At 60.1% G+C, this 17,213-nt stretch carries 16 protein-coding genes; 7 read left to right on the top strand and 9 right to left on the bottom strand.

Annotation, left to right across the window (positions count from 1 at the left end; genetic code table 11):
• Nucleotides 1–8: 8 nt before the first annotated feature.
• Both HRU82_00870 and HRU82_00865 read right to left on the bottom strand, forming a co-directional pair.
• Nucleotides 9–1,112 (bottom strand): PstS family phosphate ABC transporter substrate-binding protein, encoded by a 1,104-nt coding sequence (locus HRU82_00870; protein QOJ33587.1) that lies wholly within the window; start codon nt 1,110–1,112, stop codon nt 9–11.
• 70 nt (nt 1,113–1,182) lie between these two features.
• Nucleotides 1,183–1,503: a hypothetical protein gene (locus HRU82_00865; GenBank protein ID QOJ33586.1), complete on the bottom strand. Its 321-nt coding sequence runs from the start codon at nt 1,501–1,503 to the stop codon at nt 1,183–1,185.
• Between HRU82_00865 and HRU82_00860 the strand changes: the two genes are divergently transcribed.
• On the top strand, nt 1,502–1,750 hold the full coding sequence (locus HRU82_00860) for a hypothetical protein (GenBank protein QOJ33585.1): 249 nt from the start codon (nt 1,502–1,504) through the stop codon (nt 1,748–1,750). The genes HRU82_00865 and HRU82_00860 overlap by 2 nt on opposite strands.
• Here the strand turns inward: HRU82_00860 and HRU82_00855 are convergent.
• The 3 genes from HRU82_00855 to HRU82_00845 all read right to left on the bottom strand — a co-directional run bounded on the left by HRU82_00855 (nt 1,734) and on the right by HRU82_00845 (nt 3,543).
• Nucleotides 1,734–2,516 carry a sulfite exporter TauE/SafE family protein gene (locus tag HRU82_00855; protein QOJ33584.1) on the bottom strand — a complete coding sequence of 261 codons (783 nt, stop codon included), beginning with the start codon at nt 2,514–2,516 and terminating at the stop codon, nt 1,734–1,736. The two genes, HRU82_00860 and HRU82_00855, sit on opposite strands and share 17 nt — an antisense overlap.
• Nucleotides 2,517–2,645: 129 nt before the next feature.
• Nucleotides 2,646–2,885, bottom strand: a complete 240-nt coding sequence (locus HRU82_00850; protein QOJ33583.1) for a hypothetical protein — start codon at nt 2,883–2,885, stop codon at nt 2,646–2,648.
• A gap of 148 nt (nt 2,886–3,033) precedes the next feature.
• Nucleotides 3,034–3,543 carry a phosphate-starvation-inducible PsiE family protein gene (locus HRU82_00845; GenBank protein QOJ33582.1) on the bottom strand — a complete coding sequence of 170 codons (510 nt, stop codon included), beginning with the start codon at nt 3,541–3,543 and terminating at the stop codon, nt 3,034–3,036.
• A gap of 478 nt (nt 3,544–4,021) precedes the next feature.
• On the opposite strand from HRU82_00845, the gene HRU82_00840 reads away from it, so the two are divergent.
• Nucleotides 4,022–5,173: a PstS family phosphate ABC transporter substrate-binding protein gene (locus HRU82_00840; GenBank protein ID QOJ33581.1), complete on the top strand. Its 1,152-nt coding sequence runs from the start codon at nt 4,022–4,024 to the stop codon at nt 5,171–5,173.
• 174 nt (nt 5,174–5,347) lie between these two features.
• On the top strand, nt 5,348–6,043 hold the full coding sequence (locus tag HRU82_00835; GenBank protein QOJ33580.1) for a hypothetical protein: 696 nt from the start codon (nt 5,348–5,350) through the stop codon (nt 6,041–6,043).
• Between the two features lie 195 nt (nt 6,044–6,238).
• On the opposite strand, the gene HRU82_00830 is transcribed toward HRU82_00835, so the two are convergent.
• Nucleotides 6,239–7,726 (bottom strand): hypothetical protein, encoded by a 1,488-nt coding sequence (locus tag HRU82_00830; GenBank protein QOJ33579.1) that lies wholly within the window; start codon nt 7,724–7,726, stop codon nt 6,239–6,241.
• A gap of 241 nt (nt 7,727–7,967) precedes the next feature.
• Between HRU82_00830 and HRU82_00825 the strand changes: the two genes are divergently transcribed.
• The gene (locus HRU82_00825) at nt 7,968–8,657 is read left to right on the top strand and encodes a response regulator transcription factor (protein QOJ33578.1); all 690 of its coding nucleotides are present in this window, start codon (nt 7,968–7,970) and stop codon (nt 8,655–8,657) included.
• 131 nt (nt 8,658–8,788) lie between these two features.
• Here HRU82_00825 and HRU82_00820 read toward each other — a convergent pair whose 3' ends face one another.
• The 3 genes from HRU82_00820 to HRU82_00810 all read right to left on the bottom strand — a co-directional run bounded on the left by HRU82_00820 (nt 8,789) and on the right by HRU82_00810 (nt 13,689).
• Nucleotides 8,789–9,172, bottom strand: coding sequence for a CBS domain-containing protein (locus tag HRU82_00820; protein QOJ33577.1), 384 nt, complete (start codon nt 9,170–9,172; stop codon nt 8,789–8,791).
• Between the two features lie 173 nt (nt 9,173–9,345).
• Nucleotides 9,346–9,915: an OmpA family protein gene (locus HRU82_00815; GenBank protein ID QOJ33576.1), complete on the bottom strand. Its 570-nt coding sequence runs from the start codon at nt 9,913–9,915 to the stop codon at nt 9,346–9,348.
• A 72-nt stretch (nt 9,916–9,987) separates the two neighbouring features.
• Nucleotides 9,988–13,689: a DUF255 domain-containing protein gene (locus HRU82_00810; protein ID QOJ33575.1), complete on the bottom strand. Its 3,702-nt coding sequence runs from the start codon at nt 13,687–13,689 to the stop codon at nt 9,988–9,990.
• 104 nt (nt 13,690–13,793) lie between these two features.
• Between HRU82_00810 and HRU82_00805 the strand changes: the two genes are divergently transcribed.
• The 3 genes from HRU82_00805 (at nt 13,794) to HRU82_00795 (ending at nt 17,210) form a co-directional block, all read left to right on the top strand.
• Nucleotides 13,794–15,236: an NAD-dependent malic enzyme gene (locus HRU82_00805; protein ID QOJ33574.1), complete on the top strand. Its 1,443-nt coding sequence runs from the start codon at nt 13,794–13,796 to the stop codon at nt 15,234–15,236.
• Between the two features lie 12 nt (nt 15,237–15,248).
• Complete coding sequence (locus tag HRU82_00800; protein ID QOJ33573.1) at nt 15,249–16,508, top strand: putative Na+/H+ antiporter; 1,260 nt, start codon at nt 15,249–15,251, stop codon at nt 16,506–16,508.
• Nucleotides 16,509–16,580: 72 nt separating this feature from the next.
• Nucleotides 16,581–17,210 carry a J domain-containing protein gene (locus HRU82_00795; GenBank protein ID QOJ33572.1) on the top strand — a complete coding sequence of 210 codons (630 nt, stop codon included), beginning with the start codon at nt 16,581–16,583 and terminating at the stop codon, nt 17,208–17,210.
• The last annotated feature ends 3 nt before the right edge of the window (nt 17,211–17,213 follow it).

Genomic DNA, 17,213 nt, shown 5'->3' with positions numbered 1-17,213 from the left:
TTCTGCGCCTATTGTTTGGTTGGGCCTTCGCTGGAAGGCGGTGACTTCAGCGCCACTGAGAGTTTTTCGACTTGATCCATCGGCAAGGGGTAAAAGCCCGCTCGCACCACGGCTTCCTGTCCCTCACGGCTTTTCACAAACTCCAAGAATTCCTGGATCGCCGGCGGTAAGGCGGCGGCGGGCTCCTTGTCGAAATACAAATAGAGGAGGCGGCGGAGCGGGTAGCTCTGGTCGGCCACGGTAGTCGGTGAGGGCGTCACCAGCGGCATGCCGTCCGCTTCTGCAATCGGCAGGATACGCACGCTGGAGGCCTGGAGTCCAATACCACTGAACCCAATCCCTACCTGGTCGCGGCTGAGTGCCAGGATCACCGACGCGGCGCCTGGTTCTTCGTGGAGACTCGGTTTGAATTCCCCTCCCGCGAGCACGTGCTCCTGGAAGAAGGCCCTGGTTCCGGACTTCCGATCCCGCCCATACAGTTGGATCGGCGCCTTCGCCCATCCGTCGGGCAAGCCTAAATCGCCCCAGAGGGTAATGTCTTTGTAGAACCCACGCTGTCGGGACGTTGAGAAGATTGCATCGACCTGATCCAACGTCAGGCCCTGCAGTGGATTGTCCTTGTGGACATAGAGCGCGACCGCGTCCACGGCAATGGGAACACGAAGGGGCTCGTACCCTCGTTGCGCCTCGAACTGCTTCACCTCGGTATCCGTCAATTCCCGCGAACTACTCACCAGCAGCGCCTGTTTCGCGCGTTCCTCCTTCACCACGATGCGTCCTGGTTGAGGCGGCTCGACAAACTCGGCGATGGCCTTCGTCGAACCGCCGGATCGCAGTTCCACAGCCACCTTGGGCTGGCGGCTTTGGAAGTCCGAGACCAATCGCCGCATCAACGCATGCATGGTGTCGGACCCCTGGACACGGAATCCCCCGATGATCTGCGACTTTGCGACATATCGATCGAGGCTGGGGTCAACCATCAAGCTCGCGAACGGCCCGCTCTGTTCCGCCTGGGCTGGGAAGGCGCACAGGAGGATGAGCAAGACGCCGACGAGGCGGAGCGTATGAATCCATCGCAAGGGGCGGCGGAAGGCGAGGTCTGACTGCGTCATGGGTGGTCTCCTGTTCTGAATCGTGACCACGAGCCTAGAAAAGCCTGATTGCGACGAGAACAACGGAATGTTACAGAATTGTTAACTTTCCCGCCTTCTGAGTTAACCGTCCCGCAACCGAATGCTGAGCCAGGGGAACCTGTCGGCCATACCATATTTCCGTATGATCGCTCCGCTGATCCAGATCATCGAAGACGAACCGCTTCATGCCCAGCTGCTTGAGCGCGCGCTGAAACAGGCCACGCAAGGTCGTATCACGCGTCCAGGCGGTCCTACGTCGAAGTCGGCCATCCATTTCGCCGGCGCCCATGCTCTCCAATGGGTCGCTCAGGGGGCAGGAGTCATGTTTTGTCGTCTCCCTGCAACAGCGCCAGCTCACGGTCTCGGACATGGAACGGTCCATCCTCCGATTCATGTTGGCGCGAGCAGGTGAACTGGTATCGGCCGCGGGTTTTCTTGCTGCTTTGGGGGGAGACCACCGGGGCATGCCGCCGGAGGACGCGGAGCAATACGTTCGCACCCTTCGCCGTACGCTCGAGAACAGCGATGCGGGTTCGATCGAAATCTTGCCGAGATTCCGCTATCGATTCCACGCGGCGGGGCTGGGCGCATGCCGTCCGGCTAGAGCAATCCAGTGATGAGCCCGAGGCCGATCAACAACATCCCTGCAGCGACTACAATCCGCACAGCGACGAACGTGACCTTCTGCAACAGCCGCATCCCCGCATACGAACCCATACACGCGCAGACCGTGCCCACGAAGACCGGCGCCGCCAGTTCGCCGAATTGCGTGAACTGACCGGTCATGAACCCGATGCCGTACCCCAAGAGCCGTGAGGCATCCACGATGACCGCTGAGACAATGCCGGTTGCGACAAAGGCCTCTTTCGACAGGCCGGCTTTCAACAGGAAGGCCGAACGGAATGCGCCTTGGTTGCCGGACAGGCCGCCGAAGAATCCCGACAGCGCTCCTCCCAGTGGGAGCCAACGCGGCGGGAACGTCAAGGATTGAAAGCGTGGCCAGAATTCCAACAAGGCAAACACCATGATGAGGACACCGATCACCGCCTTGACGGTTGTGACCGTGAACGTCGAATCGCCCAGACTGTAATTGGCCACGACCGGCAGCCGATCAAACAGCGTCAGGAGAACCGCTCCACCCATCGCGGCGAAGGCCGCCGGAACACCGAATCGAGCCACCACTCGCCAGTCGGCCTGCTTGGCCATTAATCCGAATTTGAAGAGATTGTTGGCGAAGTGCACCACTGCCGTGGCCGCGATGGCCAGCGGGACTGGAAAAAACAGCGCGAACACCGGCATCAGGATCGTCCCCACGCCGAACCCGGAGAAGAAGGTCAGGCCGGAGGCCAGCAAGGCCGCTACGCCGATCAGCACGACTTCCATATTCCGACAGCCCTCACGCCATACTTGGGTGTTTCCGCTGCAGCCATGTCGAGATCTTGTTCTGTGTGGGAAGCGTGCTGGTCCATGAACATTGGGATTACACGCCGACGGTTGAGCAGTCAAGCACGCTCACCCGACACAGAAAAACGTCTTGGGCCTGGCAGCCGACCACTCGACTTCGTACGTGAATCCGCGCCGGAAGAGCAGGATCTCACCGCGTCGGCTTAGCTCATCCACGGTGGTGAACACCTGGTTCCAGGTGAGCTCGGGCAGCAAGGCCACGAGTTGCTCCAACGTGACGGACCGACGAACGCTCAAGAGATCGCGGACTAATGTGGCACTCTCCAAAGAGACGGGTGAAGGCACCATGGTGGTCCTCCTGGTTGGGGGTTGGTGGGCAGACGATCGAGCGGCGGTCACGGAAGCCGTTCAACGTATGGGTACGGTGTACGCCCATTGAATCACTGCCGTCTCAGGGAGACGTTAACGTGGGGTAAATTGTCCGGATCGGACGTGTCTAGTTCTCACCGCGCCCACCGAAACATCCCTTGCCGCTGCCGTCTCCATGGACGGGGGAACAGCGGACCGCGACCACCCGGATCGCGCCGAGCGCCAGCAGAATGGCTCCCAGGGAAAGCAATTTGCCGTGGTCGGCGTCCTTGAACCAGAGCGAAATGATCTCCGTCAACATCACCACCAGGATGGTATCGACGATGAAGGTGACCTTCACGCGGCCTTCTGAAAAGTACGTCAACGTGGTTTTGAACACCTCGACCACTGCCAGCAGAATGAGGGTATCCACGATGATGTGGCGGAGCCCCACTTCCACCGGCCCTTCGATGATGAAGCGGATATCCAGGAAGGTCTTGATGACACCGCCGGCCAACGCTGCCAAGATCGTCACGATGAGTAGGCTCAACACCGTCTTGATGCCCTTTACCCAGACATCGGTGAGATCGGTATCTAAGAGCCGATCCAGGAACACATTGATTCGAGGGAGACGAGGTTGAAGATTAAGCGACGTCATCCGTGCTGGTTCCTTTCATGATAAGGGGCCTGAAGGCCGTCACGATTCGAGCTCACCATCCATTCTTGATCATGACGGACCATAGACCCATGAACAGTCCTACCAGGAGCGACATGGTGATAAAGAACGTTGCGTCGGTTGAAATTGGAGTCATCAATAATTCTGTCGACATCGGAACGCCTCCTCTATGAGCGGGAAGATCAATCGTCGCTTTGCAGTGTAGAAGACTGTTGTTCCGAGCAACTCAAGACAGCGTTACGGCGACGTTACTTCGTGGGCCGACCTCAGGCCGAGGAAGGCTCGGCGGGGCAAACGAGCGAAGAATCACTTGGATCGGGAAAGTTAACACAGAGTTAACCATGCCCTAATGGGGTGGCAATCGGGGTCTCCTATCATGGTGAGCCATAGGGACATTGAGGCGCACGTTGGCTCACGCGGCTGTGCAAGGACTGATATCACTTTCATACGGAGGAACGACATGAGTGAAGAGCAGACACGTTCTGGCTACGAGGGGAGTAGAGTTTCGCTGCTCATGGCAATCACAGCCGGCACCCTGCTGACGCTGTTCGCGGGCCAGGCAGCGGCGGAACATGCAGGGCTCAGTGTCGACGGTGGACCAATCGTCGCCCCTGGCATCGCACCCTATGCCACCCAGAACGGCCTCCAGGGGAAACTGAGCATTGCTGGGTCGGACACCATGAGGCCGCTGATTTCAAAGCTTGCGGCGCAGTTCTCGAGTCTCCATCCCGGTGCACAAATTGCGGTCGAGGGGACCGGCTCGAGCGCAGCCATTCGCGAGTTTTTGCTGGGTCTCTCCTATCAACGACGCGGGGACAAGGCTCAAAGCCGTGGAACTGCCGGCTCCAACACGGTTGAGTTGCTCGCTTCTTCCCGGCAGTTGACGGAGGCAGAGTCCAAGGGATTTGAATCCAATTATGGCTATCGTCCCCTGGAGGTGCCCATTGCCATGGACGCCGTCGCCGTCTATGTGAACAAGGACAATCCAATTCAGCGACTGACCTTGGCGGAGGTGGACGCCATTTTCGGCAAGGAACATAAGCGAGGACTCGATTCCATTACCAATTGGAGCCAACTGGGGGTGGGCAATTCGGCGCTGGCGAAGCAGCCGGTGCATCTGTACGGGCGAGACAAACGATCCGGCACTAGGGAATTTTTCAAGCATGTCGCCCTGAAGGACGGGGATCTGGTGGACGGCGTCATTGAACAGCCCGGCTCGGCGTCAGAGGTCCTGGCGATCGCTCAGGACCCTCTGGCCGTCGGCTATGCCGGCGCTGGCTTCAACATCTCGGCCGTGCGCCAGGTTCCCATCGCCGCCCAACCCGAAGGACCGGCCCTGTTGCCGTCGGTGGACACCGTCACCTCCGGTGCCTATCCGCTGAGCCGTTCCTTGTATCTTTATGTGAAGAAGAGCCCGAAAGAGAAACTGGATCCGATCGTTGAAGAATTTCTGGCCTTCGTCAACAGTCGCCAGGGGCAGGAGACGGTCGCACGTGCGAGCCTCTATCCACTCAGCGCCACCCAGGTAGCAACGAATCTTCAGGGCCTGGGATTGGCCAATAAGGCTGTGGTCACGGTCCCCGATCCTGATTTGCAAGTGGCCGAACGGTAAACGCGTTAGAGAGCAACGAATCTCTCGTCTACTGAAGGAATCGGGAGCGTTCGACATGTCGGACGCTCCCTTTTTTGCATTTCTCTGATACGATGCGAGATCGATTCCGACGTGGACATCACAGGACCTCCCGACCGCCTGTACCTGACAAGCCATACAATGGAGATCGAATCAATGGACCCCACACTGTGTCGATCACTCGTGCTCACGTTTCTCCTTGTTATCGTGTCGCAATTCGGTTGCGCGGCACCTCTACCGCCGCGAACCCTGTATCAAGATCCCATCACCGCCATCCGGCTCTATAAGGATGATCACTCCAACACCGGGCATGACCACCCGGCTCATGTATCACCCGAGCAGATGACCCGTGTTCTTGGCGGCCTGCGGGTCGTACCCCGGACGGGATTTATCGGGTCCTTGATCACGGGACAGGCTCAAGCCAACCCAGCCTTTTCATCCGCTGAGATCCAGGCATTGGCCCCGAAACTCAGTCGCGCGTTGACGGAAGCCAAGCCCGATGAGCTGGTAACGTTTTATCGTCGCTTTTCCGACGCCGGCGTCGGGTTGGCGATTACCTCCGGGGGACTGTTCGCGCAGGGCGACTATCTGATCGTCATCCTCGCTAACGATCGGACACTCCCGACCGACGGGATGAATCAAAACATGGTGACGGATTTTGATCCCATCGATAGTCCGCTCGTTCCCATTTCTCGGACGAGTTTTCGAGTAGAGTTTGCCTCACCCTCGGCTGTCGTACCGGCTGAGAAGCGGCCGTCCTGGCCTTACATCGATGAGGGCCGTATCCTGACCATCGACCTCCAACGTCTAGCCTCTGAGCCTAAACCATCGCCTGTCCCTCCAGCCCCATGACGCGACTCGGGCCGCAGTCCACAAACCGTTGGTCGTACCCGCCTCGGTCTTGGTAATCGAGGATCGCTGAGGCCTCGCTCGCACGCAGGGTCAACCTCGGTACAGTGGCGGCGGAGAGGTGAGATTGGTCGGACTCGGTCCTGAGAAGGAGGGTGCCCGGAACTGCGATTCCGGACACCCTGAAGGACAGGTCTTTTAATTCCAGAACCACTGCGCCTGGAAGCGCAGTTGCGATGCGTCAAAGTCACTTTGAGCACGGTTCGCGACGAGGGTACTGTTCAAACCATCCTTAAACACCCAGTCCGTCACAAACCGGAAATGGGTGTCAGGCTCCCACACCAAACCAATATTCCACGTCCGTGATTGTCCATCCGGAGCTCCGTTCAAGGATTTGAAACCTCCATAGTATTCGCCGTAACGAACGTAAGGGGTCAACATACCGACATCGGAGTAGCGCCAGGTGTAATAACCCTGTACGTAGCCACCAACCACATTACTTTCCTCGATGAAGTTGGTCTGAGCGTTCCGTTTAGGGCCGCGACCGACGGTGAATTCCGCCAGGAGTCCCCAGGGTTGTGGCGGAGTCCACACGTAGGCAGTGACACGTTGATCCTTGATATCGCAGCCGCCCTCCGAAGTCAGAGGGCTGATACATCTGGCCGCACTCGCGACAGTCGGCTGACTCGCTCCCTGCACGGCAAACACTCCGTGATAGCCGAGGACGCCGGCTTCCAGCAGTCGTCCGTTCGGAAACTGAAACGGATAGGCTAATTTGGCTCCGATATGCTTGTCCTTGTTCAGTTCCAGGCGGCTCCGGGATTGCCCGTTGTAGACCATGATACCGAAGACGCCATAGTCGCCCGGTCCATTGTGGTAGGCCGCGAGCTGAGCAAACCGCTCCTGTGCGATCTTAGGACTCCAGTAGTAGGCCACGCCCAGGTCCCGTTCGCCCGGCGCGCCGCTTTGGATCGACTCATGCCGGTCCATCTCCTGCCGGTTGGTGCTCGATCGGTAGGTATCGAAGGAGTTGGGGACACGGTGGAGCCCCCACCGAATCCGATGCTCCTTGTCCTTGGTGATGTAGAAGTCCGAATAGGCGTCGATCATTTCATTGTTCGCCAGTGTCTGCTGCCCGCCCTCCAGGGCGAACTGGGTGAAAAACGCCACGCGTTCAGACACCTGACCTTGAAAGACCAGGCGAAGCCGTCGGGCATAGAATTCGTTTCCCTGTTGATCACCGAAGCTATCGTTTAAGGGCAAATCAAACCGTCGGTCGGTGGCGCCCATGTTGTATTTGAACTGCATGTAGCCGGTGATACGGATCCGCTCATACCAGCGCGGATTGCCGGCCATTTGCAGTTCTGCCGACTGCTCGAAAATACGGCGCTCTTCCTCGGCCTTGAGCCGAATCCAGTCTTCTTGAGTGATAATCCCCTTCTCCAGCAAGAGGCTCTCCAACGACGTGCTCTCAATCGAGAGTCGCTGCCCCGACGTTTCACGCTCGCCGCCGGTCGCAACCGGGGTTGCGTGAGGAGCTGTCTCGAAGGGCGACACCGCCTGACTCGATTGCGCGGACCCTTGCGCGATCAGCGTCGGTCCCGACCCAGCCGACACATAGTCAGGCAGCGTCACGAGCACGCCTCCGAGACAGAGGGCTGCCGCCGACCATTTCAAACCATGCATACCGCAGTAATCCATCATTCCTCCTAATCGGTTGACCCTGTTTGAAAACCGAACGGCTCCATTCATTTCACGCCAGTGAGTATCGGGGTCGTCGGTGACACAACCATCACTGCTCTCTTAAGTTTCTGTAAACAGTGCCTTTTGCGAACCAACCGAGGGGAAGTGTTTACGCGTCTGTAACAGGGCGATGACACTGAAACAACGCCGACCCTCTAGGCTGGGTGTCGGGAGGGGCACGAGCATGACACTGGTCCAGGACTCGGTATTGGTGGTGACGACAGATCCTCTGTTGGGTGGCCACGCGGTGAAGCTGCTTGAGGCAAGCGGGTGTCAGGTACGAGTCGTCGGGATGGTCTCAGCAGCCGTCCAAGAGGTGCGGTGCAAAACTCCTGCCCTGGTCATCGTGGATCGACGCCTGCTTGTGGAAGAAGTCCTGCAACGGCATCACTTTCCGACCGGCGTTGCCGTGATTGCGATCCAACCCTTCGAGCAGTCTTGCTGCGAAGATGACTGTATTGCCGATCTTGAGGCAGGTTTCGACCTGGTCTTTTGCTCGCCCAGTTCTCGCGAACTGGTTGCGCACATCCGCGCCATTCTGCGCCGGCAACAGATGGCGACTGCTCAGACGTCATTGCTGCAGGTAAACAAAATTGCGATGGATGTCGCCCGGTATGAAGTTCGGGTTGAGGACAAACTTGTGGATCTGACCCCGAAGGAATTTCAGATCCTCCGCCAGCTACTTCTGCATCCCGGCATGGTCTTGCCCCGCCAGGAACTTCTCAATCGGGTGTGGGGAGAGGACTATGCGCTGGAAGAACACGCCTTGGATGTGCACATCCATTCGCTTCGCCAGAAGATTGAGGCCGATCCCTCAAAACCCTCCAGCATCCTGACCATTCGTGGAATCGGGTTCAAGCTCCAGACATCGTAATGCCCACGCGGCTTGCTGCCAAGCCTCGTTTCCGGTCGTGACGGCAACGGTAAGGAGAGTGAAGAGTCGGAGGATGGCTCCGGTGTGAGCCGGCCCCTCCTGCTCCGCAGTCTTGGAATGATGAGAGGGGGTTAGAACTCGTCGTCCGAGACCGGCTGCAATAGATCGCGAACCGATAACACGCCCACGATGGCGTCGCCTTTCAGCACCCCCAAGTGACGCGTGTGATGTTGTTGCATGAGTTCGGCTGCCTCGGGAATCGACCGTCGTTCGTCGATGCTGATGACCGGCGTACTCATGATGGTTTCAACTGAAATACCCCAGGCCGGCTTCCTGTCACCCACGACCTTCCGAACAATGTCCGGCTCCGTCACGATGCCGACGACACGGTTGTGCTGTTGCACGAACACGCTCCCGACCTTGCGCTCGCTCATCACGCGCGCCGCATCCGCCACCGTCGTGCCCGCTGGTACGGTGACCAGGTCTTGCGTCATCAACTGTCCGATTCTGACCATTCATTCCTCCTGGGTGGGTGTTGAAGCGGGTCGGCCAAGGGCTACACCCGCCAGAGCGTTGATCAAGGAGGATACCGGCCGTCCATTCCGGCCGAGTTAGCGGTGAGTCAATTTTCTGTTACAAAACAGAGAGCGGGTCGATGGGATTGGCCGTCGGCGCGGCGATGATGCGCCTACTTCACGACGAAGTGGACGCTGCGGTTCTTCTGCCAGCACACCGGGTTGTGTTGCAAACACAGCGGCCGGTCCTTGCCGAAACTCGTGACGTCCACCTGCAATTGCCCCACTCCCAGCGATTCCAGGTAGTGTTTGACGCTCAGCGCGCGTCGTTCTCCCAGTACCATGTTGTATTCCGTGGTGCCGATTTCGTCGCAGCGGCCCTCGAGCAAGACACGAGTGATGCCGTGCTCCTTCAATCGCTTGGCATTGTCCTCGACGGCAGTGAGCGCGTCATCTCGGAGGACATACTGGTCGAAATCGAATAGCACGTCGGGGAAGGGAATATTTTGCTCTCCCGTGGCGTTCCGCGCGGCCATTTCCACGGACCGGAGCGGAACCGGCGGAGCTTCCGGCGGCGGCGCGGCTTCTTGTACCGGCGCCGGGTCGATCCGCTCTTCCACGCGTGGTTTCGCCACCTTCGTGCTGTTGCCTCCACTGGTCACGGATTTGCTGGCACAGCCTTCAGCGCCGGCGCCGACGAACGCCAGGAGTCCGAGCAGGATCAAGGGCCGCACAGAATTCATGAACACCTCCGACCAAGGGTACGTATAGGCCTGTTGCGCGACAGAATAATCAAATCACGCGAACAGGGCAAGTTACTTCTTCGCCGCGCAGACCTCGTAGACGCGAAGCGGATCAGGCAAGGGGCTCCAGCGCAGCACCGCCAGCGCATCGTCGACGTAGGCCGATGTGCGCATGCCGTTGAGCACAGACGTCACGCCGGGCGTGCTGGTGAGGACCCACAGCGCCTTCTGCGACAAGGACGCGCGCCGGCGGGGCACGGGGAACAGGGGGTTCAGCTGATGGTGCAACACTTCGGCTCGTCGGCGACTGCGCTCGGACGCTTCCGCGTGGAGCGAACGGAGGAGGGTCAGGAGCTCAGGGATGTAGCGATCACGCCACGACTCCCATTGTTCGGCCACCGGCCCAGAGAAGGCTTCCGACAGCGCCCGGAGAACCTGATTGACATGAGGGGCCACCATCTGGTGCTCGATCTGTTCCCAATGTTCCACCCCTTGCACCTGCTTTCGGATGCGCCCCAGTTCGTCTGCCCAACGGAAGAAATCGCCGGGCAGCATGCCTTGGCCGCTGTGTTCCACGGCCGGCACCAGGGCTTTCCGGTATGCTTCCTCCAACTCTGCCACCCTCCGTTGCTGTTCCTCGAAGGGGATCTGCGAGGGCGGTGTCGGCACGTCGGCTAAACGCACGACTCCAGCACGGGGCGACGGCATGGCGTTGAGCGGGCGGTTGACTAGGACCGCCGTTCCCTGTCGCATCGCCTCTTCCAAGAGGGTGCGAAAGCCCTCGGTACCGGTGTTCCGCACCAAGGCGGCGCCGGATTCATAGAGATTCATCGGACATTGCACCACGGCGAAGTGGTGGGACGTTGCGCCTATCCGTTCGGCTGCAGCCTGTGCGGCCTCCAGCATCCGCGTCAAGGACGTCGATTCGGCATCTGTGGGAGGAGCGGTGGAGGTGTTCGATGATACGCCGTAAGCACGAAGCCGGCCGGCCTGAACCTCCTGCTCGAAGTATTCGAAGGCACGCTCCAAGCGGTCATAAAATTGATCGCGCAATGAGGGCAGATCCTGGGAACCCGTTGCGCCGAGACGGGTGGCATTCGACAGAAAGTATTCGGGGTTGTGGAGCAGGCAGACGTCCAGGGTCGCCAGCCCTAACCGGTCCAGTGAGTGAGTCAATTGATCGGCCAGGAACTCCGGATGGATGCAATGCCAGATGTCGTCGCCGACCTTGACCATCTCCGGGTACGGGGCGCCCGCCTTCTCGCGTGTCTTGGCCTGCACGAGGTTCTGGCCTTGCACATAGCCGATCTTCGACACCACGATGATTTCTTCTCGCATCACCTCGCCGGCTCGGATCAATTCCTTGAGCACCGATCCCACCAACCGTTCACTTTCCCCATCCATATAATTGGTGGAGCTGTCGATGAGATTGCAGCCGCTGCGAAGCGCCTTGATCAACGCGTCGCGGTGCTCGGCCTCCCGTTGTCCCGTCCGATAGGTGCCGAAACCTAAACGGCTCACGGTCAGGCCGGTGGATCCAAAAGGACCGAAACCGTTCGCCGACGACTCACCCTCCGCGGCCTGATGGATCAGGCGCGCCGCATAGGCCGCCGTTCCCTGGGCTGTCGCCGCGCCGGGGAACAACGTTCCGCTCAAGATCCGCTGACGCCCTTCGGAAGAATCGGAGTGTGCCGCTGCCGATGGTTCGGCCAAGAGGGTCGGCAGATCGGCAGGATCGGTAATGGGACGGCGGCAGGCAAAATTGCGGCAGACGTAGAGGGCCGGCTTGCCGTCGATCAGCGTCTTGCCCTTGAGCAACGGATGCTCCGTCTCGCCGCGGGCCGGATCGTGATGGGCCAGCACGCGATTCGGCAGATAGGTCCGGCTGACGGCAGCGCACAGGGCTTCGGTGCTGAGATGGTCGATAGGACCGATCAGCGCAATTTCCACCGGACCGGCTGTCAGGAAATCGACGACCAACAGGCTCTTGGCGAAGGCTCGTGGATATCGCCCGATGTGGCGACCGTAGGCGCGTACCGCTGCCGCAGCAGCCTCACGGAAGTCTTCCCGCCCGTAGTGGGCCGCCAAACGGGCCAAGGCCGACGCGGCCACGGCATTGCCACTCGGAGTCGCTCCGTCGGGACCCTCGCGGCTCCGCAGGATCAACGTCTCATGTCCCAGGGCAGTGGTAAAGAATCCGCCCATCTCGACATCGACAAAATCGGCCAGCACCCGTTCCGCCAGACGCACCGCTTCCTTCAGATACCGCTCATCGCCGCCGGCCTCGTAAACATCGATCAATCCCTCCGCCAGATAGGCATAATCTTCCAAATAGGCGTTCAGGTGGGCCTTCCCAGCTCGATAGGTGCGCAGCAGCCTTCCGTCGGCGGTCGACAGCGTGCTCAAGAGAAAGTCCGCCGCCCGCTGCGCGGCTTCGCGGTAACGAGGCATGCCGAACACCCGTGCTGCTTCCGCCATGGCCCGAATCATCATGCCGTTCCATGCCGTGATGATCTTGTCGTCCAAGCCTGGCGGCACGCGGGTCGCCCGCGCAGCGTACAGCAGCGGGGTCACCCGTGCGAGGGTATCGTGCAGTTCCTGAGCAGTAATGCCCAATTCGTTCGCCACGGCCTCCAGCGGCTTTGGCCGGTGCAGGACGTTCTTGTGTTCCCAGTTGCCGTCGGACGTGACGTCGTAATAGGCGCAGAATCGTCGCGCGTCTTCCTCGGTGGAGACCGCCGCTCGAATCTCCTCCGGCGTCCACACGAAGAACTTGCCTTCCACGCTCTCGGAGTCCGCGTCGGTCGCCGAGTAATAGCCGCCGTCCGGCGAGGTCATCTCGCGCAGGACGTAGTCCAGGGTTTCACAGGCGACGCGGCGATAGGTCTCGTCGCCGGTGACCTGGTAGGCCTCGACATACACGTGGGCGAGCAGCGCATTGTCGTAGAGCATCTTCTCGAAATGGGGGACCAACCACCGTTCGTCGGTGGAGTATCGGGCAAACCCGCCGCCGATCTGATCGTAGATGCCGCCTGCGGCCATGGCGCTCAGCGTGGTCTGGACCATGGTCAAGGCATGGCGATCCTTCGTCCGCTGGTAACAGTGGAGCAACAACGATAACCCGGTCGCAGGAGGAAACTTCGGGGCGCCGCCGAAGCCGCCATGTTTCGCGTCGAACTCCTCGGCGAATTGGGTGACAGCCAGGTCCAATTCCGCCTCGCCGACCGTGGTCGGGGAGGGGGCATGCCCGCTCTCCTGTAAACGTGCCGTGAGCGTCGCCGCCTGGGTCGTCACCCCTGCGCGATCCTTGATCCAGTATTCGGCGATCTTCTTCAACAGGGTGGGGAACCCGGGCCGTCCCCATCGGTCTGTCGGCGGGAAATAGGTGCCTGCAAAGAACGGCTTCTGGTCTGGGGTGAGAAACACCGTCATGGGCCAGCCGCCTTGGTTGCGGTTCAGCGCCAAGGTGGCCTGCATGTAGATTTCGTCGAGGTCCGGTCGCTCCTCTCGATCGACTTTGATGCACAGGAAGTGCTCATTCATGAGGGTGGCGATGGCCTCGTTCTCGAACGACTCGCGTTCCATGACGTGACACCAATGGCAGGAGGAATACCCGATCGACAGGAGGATCGGGCGATCGAGCCGTTGTGCCGCCGCAAGGGCTTCCGGTCCCCAGGGATACCAATCCACGGGGTTGTAGGCATGCTGGAGAAGATAAGGGCTGGTTTCGTGAATGAGTCGATTCGGCGCGCGATCGGTATGTGGCGTAGTCATGCGCGAACCGTATCACGCGTGGATCGAAGCGGTCAACGAAGGGCGAAGCATGGTAGACTACGGAGCAACTGGAACGTTTTCACCACCTGACCACCGACGGGGACATGACCACCGACGATATCGGCCCCTATTCGAACTACCGCCTGACGGTCCGCCTTGCCCTCTTGAACAAACCAGGGATCTTTGCCAAGGTCGCCGCGCTCCTGGCGGAGGAAGGAGCCAACTTAGGCGCGGTCGACATTGTCTCGGCCAATGCGGAGCGCATGATTCGCGACATTACCTTCGACGTGCAGAACGAATCCCACGGCGAACGTGTGCTGGCAAGGTTGCAGACGCTGCCGGAGGTGAACGTCCTGTCCGCCTCGGATCGCATCTTCCTTCTGCATCTAGGCGGCAAGATTCGAGTTCAGAGCAAGGTACCGATCACGACGAGAAACGTGCTCTCTATGGTATACACGCCCGGCGTGGGCCGGGTCTGCCAAGCCATCGCCAAGGATCCGGCCAAGGCATATGCTTTCACCATCAAGAGCAACAGCGTGGCGGTGGTGACTGATGGCTCGGCCGTGCTGGGGTTGGGGAATTTGGGCGCAGCTGCCGCCATGCCGGTCATGGAAGGCAAAGTGATGTTGCTCAAAGAACTGGCCGGCATAGATGCCTGGCCCATCTGTCTGAGCACGCAGGATCCTGCTGAGATCGTGCGCATCGTGCGGGGCATTGCGCCGGGTTTCGGCGCGATCAATTTGGAAGACATCAGCGCCCCGCGTTGTTTCGAGGTGGAGCGAGAGTTGAAGCGCACGCTCGATATTCCCGTCATGCACGACGACCAGCATGGCACGGCCGTGGTCCTCTTAGCGGCCCTCGCGAATGCGCTGAAGGTCGTGGGCAAGCGGATGGAGGGCATCCGGGTCGTGGTCAACGGCTTGGGGGCAGCCGGCACCGCCTGTTGCCGAATCCTCCTCGCCGCCGGGGTTCGTCATCTCATCGGCTGCGATAAGGAGGGGATCATCTTGATGGGTGAGGCCGAAGAGCTGCGGGCCTGTCGGACCGACCTCCGGACTTGCATGACACAGGGACGGCCGCGGGGCACCCTGCGACAGGCCCTAGAGGGCGCCGACGTGTTCATCGGCCTCTCGGTCGGGAATGTCTTGACCCGCGACGATTTGGAGCGCATGCCGGCAGACCGCATCGTGTTTGCGATGGCCAATCCCGATCCGGAAATCGACCCCAAAGTCGGCGATGAGGCTTCGCGGATCTTTGCCACCGGCCGTTCTGACTTCCCCAACCAGATCAACAATGCGCTGTCGTTTCCAGGCATCTTTCGCGGGGCCCTCGACGTGCAGGCAAGCGAGATCAACGAAGCGATGAAACTTGCTGCGGCCCAAGCCATCGCGGACTGTGTCCCGGTTGAGGCGTTGTCGGAGGATTACATCATCCCTAGTGTGTTCGATCGTGAGGTCGTTCCGCGCGTGTCGAAAGCGGTCGCTGCGGCCGCGCGCGCGAGCGGAGTCGCCAGACGCCGGGTTCGAATCGAGGAAGACCTCACCTGACGAGACCTCCGCGTGACACCCACCACCATTCAAGTCATCGGCACAGCGCTCTTCGCCATTGCCATTCTGCATACCTTTGCGACCTCCTTCTTCCAACACCTGGCCCATCGGCGTCCGGCCCACGCGGGACTGTGGCACCTGCTGGGCGAGGTCGAGGTCGTCTTTGGCTTTTGGGCCGCCGTGCTCATGGCGATTATGTTCGCCACCGACGGCGCGGAGGCCGCCCTACACTATATCGACGCCTATCCCTTTGTGGAGCCGATGTTCGTGTTCGCCATCATGGTCATTGCTGGATCACGCCCGATTCTCCAGGTTGCGCTGCAGTCGGCGCGTTTGCTCAGCCGCCTGTTGCCCCTTCCGTCGAACGTGGCGTTTTATGTGACGATCATGGCGCTCGTTCCCCTCATGGGGTCGTTTCTCACCGAAGCCGCCGCCATGACCTTGGCGGCCCTGATCCTGCGCGATCGGTTTTTTCGAAATGGCCTTTCGCCGAACCTGCAGTACGCCACGTTGGGCGTCTTGTTCGTGAACGTCTCGATCGGCGGCACTCTGACCCCCTTCGCGGCGCCTCCCATCCTCATGGTGGCAGGGACTTGGCAGTGGGACATGACCTTCATGGCGTCCACCTTCGGGTGGAAAGCGGCCATTGCAGTATTCGTCAACGCCATCCTGCTGACGGTGCTGTTTCGCCGAGAGCTTGCCGCACTTCCGAGTGAGGAGCGTCCGGGTGAGGGCGCCCACACTCCGTTTCCCTTAGTGGCCATTCATCTGTTCTTCCTCGCCGGAGTCGTGGTCTTCGCCCACCATCCGGCCATCTTCATGGGGCTCTTCCTGTTTTTCCTGGGCGTCGCCCATGCGTATGAGCGGTATCAGAACCGGTTGATCCTTCGCGAAGGACTCCTCGTAGCCTTCTTCCTGGCGGGGCTGGAGGTGTTAGGGGGACAACAACAATGGTGGTTGCAACCGGTCCTCTCGCAGTTGAGCGATCGCGCTGTGTTTTTCGGTACGACGCTGCTGACCGCTTTTACCGACAATGCCGCGCTCACCTATCTGGGCTCTTTGGTGAATGGCTTGTCGGACCCCTTTAAATATGCCCTGGTCGCCGGCGCGGTGACCGGCGGAGGGTTGACGGTCATTGCCAACGCCCCCAATCCGGCTGGCCTGGCACTGCTGCGGAATTACTTCGAGGAAGAAAGCGTGAGTCCGGCGAAATTGGCGCTGGCGGCGCTGCCACCCACCATCATCGCGGCCGCGGCGTTTCTACTCCTGTGAGATGCTCACTCCTTCGACACTTATCCGGGCCGGGAGGGTTGTGCTAAGATGCGTCGCGCAGGGTGAGGACTCATGGCCTTCTCAACCAACCGACTGTTCAAGTACCAACGGGGTATGAGGCGACGGATCGGGATGTTGCGCGCCAAGAACGCGGACAGCCTGGATTTCGCCATCGATTTCATGATGCAGGAGCGAGTGGACAGTTACTTCCGCATTGAACCGGGGTTGGAGGAGATCGATCGGTCGCTGCAGCAAATCGAGGAGGAGTTGGAGACGATTCGAGATCTCTCCGGCGCGATTCGCCTGGAATCGCGGCTGGAGTTTGTGGAAGATCGGTGGGACGAGCTCGACAGCGAAGTGCGAGAACGTCCCAGGCGGCGGCGGCGTAAGATCAACTTGGCCGACTTCCTCAAGGCAGCGGGGGGGGAGAGCGGACCGACCGGCTCGGCCAGCGAAGTGACCAACGCCTACGACGCCTATCAGGTCCTGGGCCTCGAATTCGGCACCACGCTCGTCGATGTCACGACGGCCTTCCGGCAACGCGCTAAGGAACTTCATCCTGATGCGCGCAATGGCGACCGCAGTTCGGAGCCGGAGTTACGCCGGATTCTGGCTGCCTATCAGTTTTTGAAGGAATATCTGAGCCTCAGCAATACCGAACCCCCGATCTCGCGGGGCGCCGAGTACAACCCCACTGAATAGGCC

The sequence above is a fragment of the Nitrospira sp. genome (assembly GCA_015709715.1).
GTDB lineage: Bacteria > Nitrospirota > Nitrospiria > Nitrospirales > Nitrospiraceae > Nitrospira_A.
This window is presented reverse-complemented; position numbering and strand designations above follow the sequence as displayed.